This window comes from Maribacter litopenaei (assembly GCF_025244665.1).
In the GTDB taxonomy this organism is placed as follows: Bacteria; Bacteroidota; Bacteroidia; order Flavobacteriales; family Flavobacteriaceae; genus Maribacter; species Maribacter litopenaei.
The window spans coordinates 2,690,731-2,706,819 of sequence record NZ_CP104205.1 but is presented as its reverse complement, the minus strand read 5'-3'; the positions used below and the strand labels follow the sequence as shown (position 1 = coordinate 2,706,819).

Here is a 16,089-nt window from a genome sequence, read left to right as displayed (position 1 = left end):
TAAGCAACCATTATAGTTTTTAAATATATTGATTACATTAGCCGCGGTTTTAAAGATTATGACAAAGCAATATTTCCGGAACGGTTTTTATTTTTACTTCTTTTTTAAGAGAGGTACGGGACTGTTGTAGTATATTGCAATTAATATAACACTTAAAGTCCCGTGAAAAGCGGGACTTTTTTTTTAGAAAAAATTCGTGCCATTAAGAGTAGCCATACAAGGAATTAAAGGGTCTAACCACCATCAAGTAGCCAAGGACTATTTTGATGAGGAGTTAGAATTGGTGGAATGTTTGTCATTCGATGCCGTAGTAGATGCATTGCTTAAAGGAAAAGCGGAAAAAGGGCATTATGGCTATTGAAAACTCCATTGCGGGCTCCATCATACCAAACTATGCCTTGATCCATCAAAATAACCTGCACATCATTGGGGAATATTATTTAAATATCCACCATAATTTAATGGTTTTGAAGGGACAAAAATTTGATGATATAAAAGAGGTAAGTTCGCATCCGATGGCACTCTTGCAATGTAAGGAATTCTTTAAGGCTTATCCATCCATAAAATTGGTAGAAGATGTAGATACGGCTGAAACGGCCAAACGCATCCATGATAAAAAGTTAAAGCATATAGCGGCTATAGCCCCCAAGGTTGCGGCAGAATTATATGATTTGGACATCGTAGCGGACGACATACAAACCATTAAAAATAACTCTACCCGTTTTATCATTGTTAAAACAAAAAATAAGGAGCTTCCAAAGGAGGAAATAAATAAGGCTTCGTTGCGATTTTTAACGGATCATAAGCGTGGCAGTTTGGCCACAGTGCTTAACGTGATGAGTGATTGTAATTTGAACCTGACCAAGATTCAGTCCCTACCTGTGATTGAGACCCCATGGAAATATTCCTTTTTTGTGGATGTTACATTTAATAAATATGAGGATTTTGATAAGGCAAAATCGCTTTTGAATATCATGTTGGAAGAGGTGAAAGTTTTGGGGGAATATAAAAATACCATGTTATGATTAGGACAGCTGAAAGGTTGGAATCGGTTCAAGAATATTATTTCTCCAAAAAATTGAGAGAGGTAAGAGGACTTATGGCTAAAGGTAGGCCCATTATCAATATGGGTATTGGAAGCCCGGATTTGACACCATCACAACAAGTTATACAAACGGTACAAAGTGCCATTTTGGAAGAAGGGGCCCATCAGTATCAGAGCTATCAAGGCTTACCGGAATTAAGGAAGGCAATAGCCGCTTTTTATAAGCGCAGATTTGAGGTGGAGGTAAATCCCGATAATGAGATTCTACCCCTAATGGGATCTAAGGAGGGCATTATGCACATTAGTATGGCCTTTTTGAACAAAGGTGATGAAGTTTTGGTTCCCAATCCAGGATATCCTACCTATACCTCGGTAACTAAATTGGTAGAAGCTGAGCCGGTGTACTATGATTTGACCGAGGCTAATGGTTGGTTCCCGATGTTGGTGATTCCGGAGGCAAGGGACTTGAGCAAGGTAAAATTAATGTGGGTCAGTTACCCACATATGCCTACCGGGGCAACTGCTACTAAGGAACAATTTTCGAAATTGATTGCGTTTGCCAAAAGAAACAATATTCTGTTGGTAAACGACAACCCATATAGTTTTGTATTGAATGACCACCCTCAAAGCATATTGGCACTGGACGGGGCCAAAGAGGTATGCCTGGAATTAAATTCGTTAAGCAAAACGTTTAACATGGCCGGTTGGCGTGTTGGTTTTGTATTAGGGAATGAGGAGTTTTTGGAGGCCGTCTTAAAAGTAAAAAGCAATATGGATTCTCGAATGTTTTATGGTATTCAAAAGGGGGCCATAGCCGCTTTGGAAAGTACTGATGAATGGTATAGCAAACTCAATGAGGTCTATTTGGAAAGAAGGAATCTTATTTTTCAACTGGCCAAAAAATTAGGTTGCAGTTATGACGAGGATGCGGTGGGTATGTTCGTCCGGGCAAAGCTGCCAATGAGTATAACTTCATCCGAAGAATTTATAGATAATATTTTATACGATAAGGATATCTTCATTACCCCTGGAACCATATTTGGAATTAATGGAGAGGGGTATATTCGTTTTTCCTTGTGTGTTACCAAGGAGAAAATACAGGAAGCAATAGATAGGTTATAAATGAACGTTTTTGTTATTGGAATCGGGTTGATCGGAGGCTCCTTTGTAAAGGACGTAAAGGCAAAACTATCGGATGCAAAAGTATTTGGCATAGATGCCAAACCAAAGCATTTGGAGGAGGCCCTGTCCTTGAAAATTATTGACCACGGAGCGACTTATGATGATTTGTCAAAGGCTGATTTTGTTTTCGTTAGTATACCTGTGAACGAAATGGTAAAGGAGTTACCACGTATTCTAGATGCCGTTAATGATGATTGTGTGGTGTGCGATGCGGGATTCACCAAGGAGCTTATTTGCAAAACATTGGCCAATCATGCCAAAAGGCGAAATTTTTTGGCCTGCCATCCTATTGCAGGAACGGAATTTTCCGATTCTTCGGCAGCCATAAACGGCTTGTATGAAGGAAAGACCAACATTATCTGTGAAGTGGAAAACACAGCTTTTAAATTACAGGAAAAAGCTTTGGAAATTTTTCAACTTTTAGGAATGAGGATTCGGTATATGAACCCAAACGCCCACGATAAGCATATTGCCTATGTCTCTCATTTGTCACACATTAGCTCTTTTATGTTAGGAAAGACGGTAATTGAAAAAGAGAAAAATGAACGTGATATTTTTGACATGGCTGGGAGTGGATTTGAAAGTACGGTTCGCCTTGCAAAAAGTTCTCCGGCCATGTGGGCGCCCATTTTTGAACAGAACAAGGAGAACGTCCTAGAGACCTTAAACGAATACATTCAAAATCTGATGGATTTTAGGGAATTGTTGCTGGTAGATGATTTTGAAGGTATATACAATGAAATGAACAATACGAATAAAATAAAATCAATATTAAAGGGAATACCAATAAATAAGAAGTAATGGAGAACAAGAAAGAAATGAGATCCTGGTTGGATGATATGAATTTGGATCATCCACTTGTAATAGCAGGACCTTGTAGTGCAGAGACTGAAGAGCAGGTTTTGAAAATCGCACATGAATTAAAGGATACCGATGTAAATTACTACCGTGCCGGTATCTCGGAAACCTAGGACGCGTCCGGGAAATTTTGAAGGGGTAGGTGCGTTAGGCCTTAAATGGCTTCAAAAAGTTCGTGAGGAAACCGGTTTAAAAACGGCTACGGAAGTTGCCAATAGAGCCCATGTGGAATTGGCATTGGAGTATGATGTGGATTTATTATGGGTAGGTGCGCGTTCCACGGTGAGTCCATTTATCATGCAGGAATTGGCCGATGCCTTGGAAGGAACCGATAAGATTGTTTTGGTAAAAAATCCAGTGAATCCGGATTTGGCACTTTGGTTGGGCGGTATAGAAAGATTATATACCGCAGGTGTAAAAAAATTGGGGGCAATTCACCGTGGTTTTTCTACTTACGAGAAAAGCAAATACAGAAATATTCCCGAGTGGCAAATGGCGATTGAGTTCCGGAACAAATTCCCTGATTTACCGTTGATTAACGACCCATCGCACATTACAGGAAGAAGGGATATGATTTTTGATGTGTCCCAAACTGCCTTGGATTTGAATTTTGATGGATTAATGATCGAGACACATCACGATCCCGATAATGCTTGGAGCGATGCGGCACAACAAGTTACACCGCAAAGACTGGTTCAAATCATGAAGGATTTGAAAATAAGAAAGGAGACCGATGTTGAAGCGGAGTACAACACCAAGCTGAGCAATTTAAGGGCCCAAATAGATGTTATCGATAACCAACTGATAGATACCCTTGGGAAGCGTATGAAGATTTCAGATAGTATTGGTGCTCTGAAAAAGGAACGAAACGTGGCCGTACTACAATCCAACCGATGGAACCAGATTTTAGGTGCCATGATATTAGAAGGTGAAAGTAAAGGTCTTAGTGAGGAGTTCATCTTGAGAATGTTCAAGGCCATTCATCAAGAATCCATCAATCATCAAGAAAAGATTGTCAATGGATAATTAAAAAAGCCCCGGTTTCTCGGGGCTTTTTTTATTTCTTAAAAACAAATCTTGTTACAAAAATCCCTTGTCCGTCTTTTTCACCAGCATCGGCCTCGACACCGCTGGTTACAAAGACAAGTTCCCATCCCTCTGCAGCCATGGCCGTAAGCTTCGATGAAATCAAGGCATCATTTGCCGCGATGTTCTGAAACCTTATTCCAGCGATATTGTAGAAATTCAACAATTTGGTTTCTTCAAAATCCTTTACTCGAATATCAGAGCGATCCGCTTTGTTCCTTGAATTGTCATCTTCTGTTTGTATCGATGAAAACTCCTTATAATCCCGGTCTGCGTTTGCATCTATAATTCTAGACCTTCCAAGTCCACTTGGAACAATTGATTCCACCGTGGTTATAATTTTATATTCTTGGGCTTCCACACCCATAACGGCTAAAAAGGAGAACAAAAGGATAAATACTAATTTTTTCATGGTTTTGGATTTTTACAAAGGTTTGATTTTTAGTTTTAAAAGTAACTCAAATATCCAAAAACAATACAGTGTGAACTCAATTTTTTGGGCACTTTAGAGATTCACATTTTAAAAGTATTATCGTTTCTTTGTAGCCGCAGCAATAATAAAATGAAAGGGATAGTCTATAAATCAACAGGAAGTTGGTATACCGTCAAAACGAAGGATGGGACTTTCTACGAATGCAGAATTAAGGGAAAATTTAGGATTAAGGGTATTAAAAGTACCAATCCTATTGCCGTTGGGGATAAGGTTCATTTTGAACTGGATGACAAAGGAGAGGAAAACGTAGGTGTAATCAATAGTATAGAGGATCGTAAGAATTATATAATCAGGAAATCGGTAAACCTTTCAAAGCAAACCCACATTATAGCCGCTAATCTTGATCAGGTATTCCTATTGGTTACCCTAAATAACCCTACTACATATACCATATTCATCGATAGATTTTTGGTGACCGCCGAGGCATATGACGTGCCTGTTGTTTTGGTATTTAACAAGATTGATACGTATACTGAAGAAGAAACCGATGAAGTGAAGTATTTAGCCAAACTATACAGGAACATTGGCTATACCTGTATAGGAATATCGGCCAAAACGGGAAAGAATGTGGATAAGATTAAGGAAATAATGATTGATAAGACTTCAATGTTTTCAGGACATTCCGGGGTAGGGAAATCAACTTTGATCAATGCTATTGAACCGGATTTGGATATTAGGACTGCGGAAATCTCCCAACAGCATTTGCAGGGACAACATACCACCACTTTTGCGGAAATGTTTGATTTAAGCTTTGGGGCCCGAATAATTGATACACCTGGTATTAAAGGTTTTGGTATTGTTGATATGGAAAAGGAAGAAATTGGAGATTATTTTCCGGAATTATTTGAGCTTAAGCAGCATTGTAAATTCAATAATTGTATTCACTTGGATGAACCCAAATGTGCGGTTAAAGAAGCTTTGGAAGAGGGAAGTGTTTCTTGGAGTCGTTACAGAAGTTATGTTCAAATGATTACTGGAGAAGAGGAAAATTACAGGATAGACATACACGGGGAAAAGAAATGAGGACAGTGATTCAGCGAGTATCCAGGGCAAGTGTAACCGTAGAAGACAAAGTGATTTCCTCCATTGATACGGGCCTCCTTTTGTTACTTGGTATATCCGGGGAAGATAGTGTAGAAGATATTGACTGGTTGGTTAGGAAGGTAGTGAACCTTCGAGTTTTTAATGATGAAGAGGGTGTAATGAATAAATCCGTAACAGACGTTAATGGCGATATTATTGTGGTTAGCCAGTTTACATTGCATGCATCGACCAAAAAAGGGAATAGACCTTCCTACATCAAAGCCGCAAAACCGTAAATTGCCATTCCCCTTTACGAAAAGTTTATTGATAAGTTGGAGCAGGAATTTGGTAAAAAAGTGGGAACGGGAATTTTTGGAGCGGATATGAAAGTAGACCTTCTTAATGATGATCCTGTCACCATTTTAATGGATACAAAAGACAAAGAGTAATGAATATTGAAAATGCACAAAAAGCAGTAGATAATTGGATTAAGGAACACGGGGTGCGCTATTTTAACGAGCTTACCAACATGGCTCAACTTACCGAGGAGGTGGGTGAAGTCGCTAGGATAATTGCAAGGCGTTATGGGGAACAAAGCGAAAAGGAGTCCGATAAATCGAAGGATTTGGGTGAGGAACTGGCAGACGTTCTCTTTGTGGTACTTTGTTTAGCGAATCAGACCGGTGTAGATTTACAACAGGCATTTGATAAAAAGTTAGATTTGAAAACTAGGCGCGATCATGACCGTCATCACAATAACAAGAAGTTGAAATAGTACTATCTTTGTTTTTCGTTTTTAATAGCTTCTATCTTGAAAATCCATCTTTCCGACCCAAAAACAAATTATTTAAAGAGACCATAAAAATAACAGGTTCAAAAAGTGAATCTAACCGATCTCTGTTGTTATCCGCGTTATATCCAGGTATCAAAATCCTGAATCTTTCAAACTCTGATGATGCCCAAGTTATGGAGGCGGGCCTGAAAAGAACAGAGGGTACAGTGGATATACATCATGCCGGGACTGCTATGCGTTTTTTGACCGGTTACTTCGCAGCTTTGGAAGGTAGTGATGTGATACTTACAGGGTCAAAAAGAATGACGGAGCGCCCTATTAAAATATTGGTCGATGCTTTAAACGAACTGGGAGCCGATATTTCTTATGTAAATGATGAAGGGTATCCTCCATTGCGTATAAATGGAAAAAAGCTCTCAAGAACTAAAGTAAGTCTTCCAGCCAACATCAGTAGTCAATATATTTCCTCTTTGTTGTTGGTTGCACCAAGTTTGGAAAATGGTCTTGAAATTGAACTGATTGGTAAAATTACCTCGGTTCCCTATATAAAAATGACCTTGGCCTTGCTTGGTGAAATAGGTGTAGAGAGTAATTTCATTGAAAATACTATTTCCGTAAAACCTAAGGTTGAAGTAAACCCTATTACACTTGTCGTGGAATCTGACTGGAGTTCCGCTTCTTATTTTTATAGCATTGTCGCACTTTCTGATGTGGGTACGGAAATTACCCTTTCTGCCTACAAAAAAAATAGTCTTCAGGGCGATAGTGTATTGCAGGACATTTATACGGATTTTGGAGTAGAGACCTCTTTCGGTGATAACCAAATTACGTTAAAAAAAGTGTCAGAAAGACCAACATCCAACATCAATTGTGATTTGGCGAACGCCCCTGATATTGCCCGGACCATTGCCGTAACTTGTTTTGGATTGGGAATCGGTTGCCATTTGAAGGGACTCCACACTCTTAAGATAAAGGAAACCGACAGATTGGAAGCACTAAATACGGAGTTGACCAAATTAGGAGCGGACATTTCCGTTACGGATAAGACCCTTACCTTGAACGTTTCAAAAAATATAAACAGCGAAATTGCGATAGATACGTACAATGATCACAGGATGGCTATGGCCTTTGCACCATTGGCCTTAAGGACTTCTTTGATTATCAACGATGCCATGGTGGTTACCAAATCCTATCCGAGACTTTTGGCATGACCTAGAGTCACTTCAATTCAAGGTCGGGAATTATAATTCATCATTTACTTGACAACCCCCTATTGTGGATTGTATATTTGCACCCGCAAAATGCTACACAAAAAAATAGCTAGATGAAATTATCCAATTTTAATTTTGAGCTTCCAAAGGAGCTTTTGGCAGAACATCCATCAGAAAATAGGGATGAGTCCAAATTAATGGTCATTGATACCAAAACCGGTAAAATTGAACATAAGATGTTCAAGGACATGATCGATTATTTTGATGAAGGTGATGTAATGGTACTTAACAATACCAAAGTTTTCCCTGCTCGTCTATATGGTAACAAAGAAAAAACGGGTGCCCGTATAGAGGTGTTCTTGTTACGTGAGCTTAATGAAGAGCAGCGTCTATGGGACGTTTTGGTAGACCCGGCCCGTAAAATCCGTATAGGAAACAAATTATATTTTGGAGATGATGAAACCTTGGTTGCTGAGGTAATTGATAATACAACTTCTCGTGGTAGGACCTTAAGGTTCTTATACGATGGAGCGTATTTGGATTTCAGAAGAAAGCTGAGGGAACTTGGGGAAACCCCACTTCCTAAGTACATTAAAAGGGACGTTGAGCCTGAGGACGAAGAAAGATATCAGACTATCTATGCTAAACATGAAGGTGCTGTGGCCGCTCCTACGGCCGGACTTCACTTTTCCAAGCACTTATTGAAAAGGTTGGAAATAAAAGGGGTCGATTTTGCCGAACTAACTTTGCACGTTGGTCTTGGAACTTTCAATCCAGTTGAGGTAGAGGACCTTTCCAAACATAAAATGGACAGTGAGGAACTGGTTATTGATGAAAAGGCAACAGAAATCGTCAATAATGCCATCGCGAAAAAAAGACGTATTTGTGCCGTAGGTACTACCGCTATGAGAGGATTGGAAAGTGCGGTGTCTTCTAATCATACTTTAAATACGTATGAAGGTTGAATCAATAAGTTTATCTTTCCGCCATATGATTTTAGCATTGCCAATGCAATGATTACCAATTTTCATTTGCCAAAGTCTACCTTGCTTATGATGGTTTCCGCTTTTATGGGGCATGATTTAATGAAAAAAGCGTACAAGGAAGCAATTATGGAAAGCTATAGGTTTTATTCCTATGGCGATGCCATGCTGATATTGAGATAAAAGTTCTCTCTTTTCGGAGAAAAAACATTCAGGTTCCGCTTTATCATTACATTGAAAAAGCGGGATTTTTGTAGATAACGATCGCTAACGTTGATGGAAACTAAGAAAAAGGATATAAGGGCACTGACCAGGACCAATTGAGGGACTTTTTTGTTTCCCAAGGAGACAAAGCTTTTAGGGGCAACCAAGTGTATGAATGGCTTTGGCAAAAATCCGCCCACTCCTTTGATATAATGACCAACTTATCAAAGGAGACTCGTGATATGTTGGAAGAGAACTTCGTAATCAACCATATTAAGGTTGATCAAATGCAACGGAGTTCCGATGGTACCATAAAAAATGCGGTTCGTTTACATGATGATTTAGTGGTGGAGTCCGTACTTATACCTACTAAGACAAGGACGCACGGCCTGTGTTTCAAGCCAGGTAGGCTGTAGTTTGGATTGTAAGTTTTGCGCCACGGCACGATTGAAGCGGATGCGAAACTTGAATCCGGATGAAATCTACGATCAAGTGGTGGCCATCGATAACGAGAGCCGCTTATATTTTGATAGACCCTTGAGTAATATCGTTTTTATGGGGATGGGTGAACCTCTGATGAATTACAATAATGTGCTAAAGGCCATTGAAAAGATTACCTCACCCGAAGGATTGGGAATGTCTCCCAAACGGATAACCGTTTCCACTTCGGAGTACCCAAACTCATAAAAAAAATGGCAGACGATGCCGTGAAGTTCAAGTTGGCCGTGTCCCTTCACTCTGCAATTGATGATACTAGAACTTCTATAATGCCCTTTAACGCGACCTTCACTTTGGCAGATCTGAGGGAGGCTTTGGTGTACTGGTATCAAAAAACCAAGAGTCGCATAACGTATGAATATGTGGTTTGGGAAGGTATTAATGATGCCCGTAAAGATGTGGAAGCCTTGGTTGAATTTTGCAGATTTGCCCCATCCAAGGTCAATCTAATAGAATACAACCCTATAGATGATGGTGAATTTCAACAGGCTTCCAATAGTGCCATAGAGATGTATGTAGAAACATTGGAGAAGAATGGCATTACCGTTACTGTTAGAAGGTCAAGGGGAAAGGATATTGATGCTGCCTGCGGTCAATTGGCCAACAAATCCTAAGGCTCTGTTTAAACTACTTACTTTTTATCCAGAACATTTGCTTTCTGTTCGATACTTGTTAGTATTTATTTTGGTTTTCCCTAATTTTGATTTTCTAAGCCAAACTGCTTGAAAATCGTATCTCAAATAAAGGAACCGATCAACCGGGAAATGGATCTTTTTGAAACCAAATTCCGGGAGTCCATGACTTCTAAGGTTGCCCTGCTCAATAGAATTACGTATTACATTGTTAACAGGAAAGGAAAACAAATGCGACCTATGTTCGTATTCCTTACCGCAAAGTTATTGAACAATGGGGAAGTCAACGAACGAACCTATAGGGGTGCATCCGTTATAGAATTAATACATACGGCGACCTTGGTCCATGATGATGTGGTGGACGAAAGTGACAAGCGTAGAGGATTTTTCTCCATCAATGCCTTATGGAAGAACAAAATTGCCGTATTGGTTGGGGACTATCTATTATCCAAAGGGCTGTTGCTTTCCATTGATCATGGGGATTTTGATTTGCTCCGAATTATTTCCGTCGCTGTGAGGGAAATGAGCGAAGGAGAACTATTACAGATTGAAAAGGCCCGTAGGTTGGATATTACCGAGGATATTTATTACGATATCATACGACAAAAAACGGCGACTTTAATAGCTGCCTGCTGCAGTTTGGGTGCCTGTTCGGTAAAGCCGAGATAGTACTGATGTGGAAACATTTAGGAAATTTGGTGAGCTTTGCGGTATGGCTTTTCAGATAAAGGATGATTTGTTTGATTACGGCGAGGAGAAAATAGGTAAACCGACCGGAATAGATATCAAAGAGCAAAAAATGACGCTTCCTTTAATTTATGCCCTTAACAACTGCTCAAAAAAGGAAAAGGGGTGGTTGATAAATTCCGTCAAAAACCATAATAAGAATAAGAAACGGGTAAAGGAGGTTATCGCTTTGGTAAAGGAAGTGGGAGGCTTGGAATATGCCGTTGCCAAAATGCTCGAATTTAAGGAAGAGGCCTTGTCCTTACTTCATCAATATCCAAAATCTGATTATAGGGATTCCTTAGAGCTTATGGTAAATTATGTGGTAGAGCGAAAAAAATAGATTTTACATATATCTTTAATTCTAAGTCTTTCTTTTTCAATCAATTAAAAATAATTTTAATTGACAGGCAACTAAAATACCGCCAACTGCGTCTATGTAAATAGAAGACCTTAAAAGATTTGAGAATTATATCCTTCTATAAAAACGAACGGCAACTGATCAAAAAGGCCATTGACGGGAACAGGGAAGCCCAAAAGGTTCTCTATACCAAACATGCACCAAAGATGCTTAGTGTATGTAGGCAATATGTTAAGGACATACACTTTGCTGAAGATGTAATGATCCAAGGTTTTGTCAAAATGTTCAAACACTTGCACAGCTTCAAATTCGAAGGAAGTTTTGAAGGTTGGGTGCGAAGAATTATGATACGGGAGAGTATCTCGTTTCTTAGAAAACAGCAATTTGTGGTGTATGACAATGAGGTTTATGAAGATAATCAGATAAATTCTTCGGAACTCATATCAGATTTGGATACGGAACATATTCAAAGATTGATAGACGACTTGCCTCAAGGGTATAAAATGGTCTTTGTGCTGTATACTATAGAAGGCTATAAACATCAAGAAATAGCCGAAATGTTGGATGTTACGGAAAGTACTTCCAAATCCCAACTTCATAAGGCAAGGAAAATGCTTCAAGAAAATTTACAAAAACAAAATATCATCGGTTATGGAACCAGATAAATTTGAAAAACATATAAAGGACAAATTGGAAGAAAGGAGAATACCTCCATCCGATTCCGCCTGGGACAAAATATCCAGTCAAATAGAAACCCCCACACAACAGAAAAAAAATAGCTATTTCTCGGTTGGGAATTGCGGCAAGTTTCATCTTGCTATTAGGGCTTTCTGTTTTTTTTCTTAATGGGACGAAGAAGATTGATGTACAGAACTCGAATAGCGTGGTAGATGTGGAAGAGCCCGTACATATTGAAAGGTCAATTGAAAATGAGGATTCCATTGTGTTGGAAGATGTTAAGCCCGATCTTATTATATCAAACAAAGATAGGGAAGACAAAGGTGAACGTGAGGGAAATGTTCAACCTAGGGCAGGTTTTGTTCAAGAGACGATTCCTGATACTAGTGCCATAGCTGAAAATGCTCCTCCCCCTCCCTTAGGGGATGATGATGTTCCCCTAGTATCAACGGAAATTTTGGATGCCAAAATAGCTGAGGTAATAGCAAAGGTGGATATCATAGAGCTTAACGGAAAAGTTTCCGATGCCGAAGTGGATTCCCTTTTACTAAATGCCCAAAAGGAAATACTAAGGGAGAAACTATTCAACATGGATAAATCTGTCAATGCCATGGCTTTATTATCCGAGGTTGAGGAAGAACTTGATCAATCCTTCCGAGACCAAATTTTTGAAACTTTAAAGACAGGTTTTCTCAAAGTAAGGACGGCTGTCGCCGACAGAAACAACTAATTCTTAAATCATTAAAAATTTCTTTTTCCCTATAATTTGCTATAGGGACAGGGACTGGAGTTTTATTCATCAACAATCAAAATCAAAAAGAAAATGAGAACAATTACAATGTTTGTACTAGTGTTGGCCACTTTATTTATGGTAAACAATTTAAGTGCACAGGAGGACTACGAAAAAAAGATAAAGGCCTTAAAGTCACAAAAGGAACAGGTCACGGAACAAGAGAAGGAGGCATTAAAAGTAGAGGTAGAAGAAATAAACAGACGTTTGCGAGATGGATTGATCTCATCTGCCGAAGCTAAAACGTTAAAAGAAGCGGCAGCAGAAAAGAGGGCTTTGAATATTGAAAATAGATTGATTATTATCGAAAATCAGATTTCCCTTTTGGAGCGTAATGAAGGTGTTCTTCTTAACGATATTCAAGTGGATTCCATACCTGAGGGACAAATCCGCATTGGAATCGATATTGGGGGAAAGCCAGCTGAAAGTTTTGTTTTTAATTCAAGACCTTGGAAGAGGGAATTAAAATATGACCGTAGGACGTATTCTGATTTTGTCCTGGCTGCCGGGTTGAACAATGCGATAATTGAAGGTCAATCCTTGAATGATACTCCTTATCAACTCGGTGGCAGTCGTTTTTTTGAAATAGGTTGGCAATGGCGTACTAGGGTATTTCAAAATTCTAATTTCCTTAGGTTGAACTATGGTTTTTCATTTCAGTTTAACGGTCTAAAAATGAAGGACAATCAATATTTTGTATTAAATGATCAAGGAAATGCGGAGCTTCAGCCATTTGAATATGAGCTTGATAAATCCAAGTTTAGAATGGACAATTTGGTTTTTCCGGTCCATTTGGAATTTGATCCTTCCAAATTCAAGAAAACGGAAAAAACCATTAGATATTCGTTGCACAATCAATTCCGGTTGGGAATTGGTGCCTATGGTGGCTTTAACATAGGTACAAGGCAAAAATTAAAATATGATCAGGATGGCAACAGTGTAAAGGACAAGTTAAAAAGGGATTATAACACCAATAACCTTATCTACGGACTAAGCGCCTATGCGGGCTTTGATGGGGTATTGTTATATCTTAAGTATGACTTAAACCCTATTTTTAAAGATGCGACCATAGAGCAAAGAAACGTATCGCTGGGACTTAGGTTCGATTTATAAGAATTAAGTTTTATGTTTATTTGGGTTAGAAGGGACATATCCTAAGGTATGTCCTTTTTTAGTCTACGCCCCTTTTCATTTCATTTGTGAATTCCTCTCGGATAATAAACGCGCTTACAATGGCTACATTCCACAATTTTTGAAGATGAAATTCTAAAAAGTTTAATCCGGAATAGGTGAAAGTAGTTTGAAGAAATATAAACCGTTAATGTATCGATTTGGTTACAATGGGGACATGTAATATTATGCAAATTTTTAGTTTCGGATTTGCCGGGACGAGTTCCAAAGAAAAGAATCATAATTTTCCCTTATTTTCACTAAAAGTAATAATTTTAAAATCTCTAAAAGCTAGCGATCCCTAGTTGAAACTATCATCATGATTTCCAAAACCACCATAGATCAAGTATATGAAACGGCCCGTTTGGAGGAGGTAATCGGTGATTTTGTGCAATTGAAAAAATCAGGTTCAAATTTTAAGGGATTGAGCCCATTTACCGATGAGCGCACGCCAAGTTTTATGGTGTCCCCCGTAAAACAGATATGGAAGGATTTTAGTAGTGGTAAGGGGGGAACGTAGTGGCCTTTTTAATGGAGCATGAACATTTCACCTATCCGGAAGCCATAAAATATTTGGCAATAAAATATAATATAGAGGTAGAGGAGACGGAGCAATCTAACGAGCAAAAGGAGCAAGCCAACGAACGTGAAAGCATGTATTTGGTCTCCGAGTATGCCAGTACCTATTTTCAAGATATTTTGTGGGATTCGGAGTTGGGCAAGGCAATTGGGCTTAGTTATTTTAAGGAGCGGGGATTTACGGACGAGACTATCAAAAAATTTGGACTTGGCTACTGTTTGGATCAGTGGGACGGTTTCACCATGACGGCACTTGACCAAGGGTACAAGTTGGACTATTTGGAAAAAACGGGACTCACCATAGTAAAGGAAGACCCAAACAATCCAAATAACCCCAAGAAATTCGATCGTTTTAAGGGTAGAGTGATGTTTCCTATCCACTCATTAAGTGGAAGGGTTTTAGGTTTTGGTGGGCGTATCCTGACCAATGACAAGAAAGCGGCCAAGTATCTGAATTCTCCTGAAAGCGAGATTTACCACAAAAGCAAGGTCTTGTACGGTATTTATTATGCCAAACAGTCCATTGCCAAAGAGGATAATTGCTATTTGGTAGAAGGATATACTGATGTGATTCAATTTTATCAACGGGGAATACAAAACGTGGTATCATCCAGCGGTACCGCATTGACCCCGGAACAGATTAGATTGATAAACCGATTGACAAAGAACGTGACCGTTCTTTTCGATGGGGATGCTGCTGGTTTGAGAGCGTCTTTACGAGGCGTTGACTTGATATTGGAGCAGGGTATGAATGTGCGTATCTGCACATTTCCTGAAGGGGAGGACCCGGATAGCTTTGCCAAGAATAATGAATTGGAAGATGTTGAACAGTATCTCAAGGAAAATTCCAAGGATTTTATTCGGTTCAAAGCATCCCTATTGGTGAAAGAAGCCTCCGATGATCCCATTAAAAGAGCGGATACGGTTCGAGATATTGTAAACAGTATTTCCAAAATTCCCGATAGGATTAAAAAGGAAATTTATGTACAGGAATGTGCACAAATTATGAACATTTCTGAAAGTGTGCTGTTCAGCACTTTGGCCCAAATCGGGAAAAAGGATCAAGCCGATGCCATAAAAAAAGAGAAGCAGGAGCAGAAGGCTTTTGATATAGTCCGGAGTGAATCCGTTGGTGAAAAGGTAGACGTACAATACGAGTTGGAACGCAAAATCATTGAAAGCCTTTTGCTGTACGGTAATCAAAAGGAGGAGTTTGAGGATTTGGTGTTAAAGGAAAATGAGAGTGGGGACTTGGTTTTAGAACCGGAATCTTTGGAAATAAAAGTATATGAAAAGGTGTATTTGGATTTGCAGGAAGATGAAATTGAATTGGCAAATAGTAATTTTAGGGATATTTATTATAAACTGATTGCTTCATTGAATGAAAGAGAGGATTTTAAGGTAAGTGATTTCATAACCGAATTGGAGCAGGATATGGCCAACGAAATTTCCTCAATTCTTATGGAAGAGGAGCGTTATACTCTGCATAATTGGGAAAGAAAGGATATTTACCCAAAAGCAAAAGATTTAGGAATTGCCCAATTGGTGAGTGAGACCATTTTGACGTTAAGGTGTTTTCTGATCAAAAAGAGGATGCAGGCCTTGCAAAATGAAACTGAAAATCCGAGAAGAGGACAACAAGGAAATCTTGGAAGAGATCATGAACTATTTGCAATTGAATAAATTACTGAATCAAAAATTGAACAGAGTACTTTCCTAAAAGTGTTAACTAAACAAAAAGACCCGCATTAAAGCGGGTCTTTTTTATTTGGTAAAA

Annotated in this window: 10 protein-coding genes and 7 pseudogenes; 15 read left to right on the top strand and 2 right to left on the bottom strand. The window is 39.0% G+C overall.

The annotated features are described in order from the left end of the window. The first annotated feature begins 196 nt into the window (after window positions 1–196). From NYZ99_RS14620 to NYZ99_RS14605, 4 genes and pseudogenes are all read left to right on the top strand, one after another. Window positions 197–1,025 (top strand): annotated as a pseudogene (locus NYZ99_RS14620) (prephenate dehydratase). After that, a complete protein-coding gene (locus NYZ99_RS14615) occupies window positions 1,022–2,167 on the top strand; it encodes a pyridoxal phosphate-dependent aminotransferase (RefSeq protein WP_260571943.1) in 1,146 nt (381 codons plus the stop codon). The pseudogene NYZ99_RS14620 and the gene NYZ99_RS14615 overlap by 4 nt, the downstream one beginning before the upstream one ends. Further along, complete coding sequence (locus NYZ99_RS14610) at window positions 2,168–3,028, top strand: prephenate dehydrogenase (protein ID WP_260571941.1); 861 nt, start codon at window positions 2,168–2,170, stop codon at window positions 3,026–3,028. Beyond that, window positions 3,028–4,111 (top strand): annotated as a pseudogene (locus tag NYZ99_RS14605) (chorismate mutase). The gene NYZ99_RS14610 and the pseudogene NYZ99_RS14605 overlap by 1 nt, the downstream one beginning before the upstream one ends. A gap of 31 nt (window positions 4,112–4,142) precedes the next feature. Here the strand turns inward: NYZ99_RS14605 and NYZ99_RS14600 are convergent. After that, window positions 4,143–4,583, bottom strand: a complete 441-nt coding sequence (locus NYZ99_RS14600) for a hypothetical protein (protein ID WP_420845131.1) — start codon at window positions 4,581–4,583, stop codon at window positions 4,143–4,145. Window positions 4,584–4,733: 150 nt separating this feature from the next. On the opposite strand from NYZ99_RS14600, the gene rsgA reads away from it, so the two are divergent. The 10 genes and pseudogenes from rsgA to NYZ99_RS14550 all read left to right on the top strand — a co-directional run bounded on the left by rsgA (window position 4,734) and on the right by NYZ99_RS14550 (window position 13,676). Then, on the top strand, window positions 4,734–5,687 hold the full coding sequence (gene rsgA / locus NYZ99_RS14595; protein WP_260571939.1) for a ribosome small subunit-dependent GTPase A: 954 nt from the start codon (window positions 4,734–4,736) through the stop codon (window positions 5,685–5,687). After that, window positions 5,684–6,136, top strand: a pseudogene (dtd, locus tag NYZ99_RS14590) (D-aminoacyl-tRNA deacylase). The gene rsgA and the pseudogene dtd overlap by 4 nt, the downstream one beginning before the upstream one ends. Next, window positions 6,136–6,462, top strand: a complete 327-nt coding sequence (locus tag NYZ99_RS14585) for a nucleotide pyrophosphohydrolase (RefSeq protein ID WP_260571937.1) — start codon at window positions 6,136–6,138, stop codon at window positions 6,460–6,462. Before dtd ends, NYZ99_RS14585 begins: the two are co-directional and overlap by 1 nt. A 125-nt stretch (window positions 6,463–6,587) precedes the next feature. Beyond that, on the top strand, window positions 6,588–7,691 hold the full coding sequence (locus NYZ99_RS14580) for a 3-phosphoshikimate 1-carboxyvinyltransferase (protein ID WP_338039038.1): 1,104 nt from the start codon (window positions 6,588–6,590) through the stop codon (window positions 7,689–7,691). A gap of 113 nt (window positions 7,692–7,804) precedes the next feature. Next, window positions 7,805–8,857 (top strand): annotated as a pseudogene (gene queA, locus NYZ99_RS14575) (tRNA preQ1(34) S-adenosylmethionine ribosyltransferase-isomerase QueA). Window positions 8,858–8,950: 93 nt separating this feature from the next. Continuing rightward, window positions 8,951–9,990: pseudogene (gene rlmN, locus NYZ99_RS14570) on the top strand (dual-specificity RNA methyltransferase RlmN). A gap of 108 nt (window positions 9,991–10,098) precedes the next feature. Beyond that, a pseudogene (locus tag NYZ99_RS14565) lies at window positions 10,099–11,077 on the top strand (polyprenyl synthetase family protein). Window positions 11,078–11,196: 119 nt separating this feature from the next. Then, window positions 11,197–11,760 (top strand): RNA polymerase sigma factor, encoded by a 564-nt coding sequence (locus NYZ99_RS14560; protein WP_260571935.1) that lies wholly within the window; start codon window positions 11,197–11,199, stop codon window positions 11,758–11,760. A gap of 218 nt (window positions 11,761–11,978) precedes the next feature. Further along, the gene (locus NYZ99_RS14555; RefSeq protein WP_260571933.1) at window positions 11,979–12,503 is read left to right on the top strand and encodes a hypothetical protein; all 525 of its coding nucleotides are present in this window, start codon (window positions 11,979–11,981) and stop codon (window positions 12,501–12,503) included. Window positions 12,504–12,596: 93 nt separating this feature from the next. Continuing rightward, a complete protein-coding gene (locus NYZ99_RS14550) occupies window positions 12,597–13,676 on the top strand; it encodes a hypothetical protein (RefSeq protein ID WP_260571931.1) in 1,080 nt (359 codons plus the stop codon). An 80-nt stretch (window positions 13,677–13,756) separates the two neighbouring features. Here the strand turns inward: NYZ99_RS14550 and NYZ99_RS14545 are convergent, their stop codons facing one another. Next, window positions 13,757–13,975: a zinc ribbon domain-containing protein gene (locus NYZ99_RS14545; protein WP_260571928.1), complete on the bottom strand. Its 219-nt coding sequence runs from the start codon at window positions 13,973–13,975 to the stop codon at window positions 13,757–13,759. A gap of 77 nt (window positions 13,976–14,052) precedes the next feature. Between NYZ99_RS14545 and dnaG the strand changes: the two are divergent. Then, window positions 14,053–16,032: pseudogene (gene dnaG / locus NYZ99_RS14540) on the top strand (DNA primase). Window positions 16,033–16,089 lie beyond the last annotated feature (57 nt).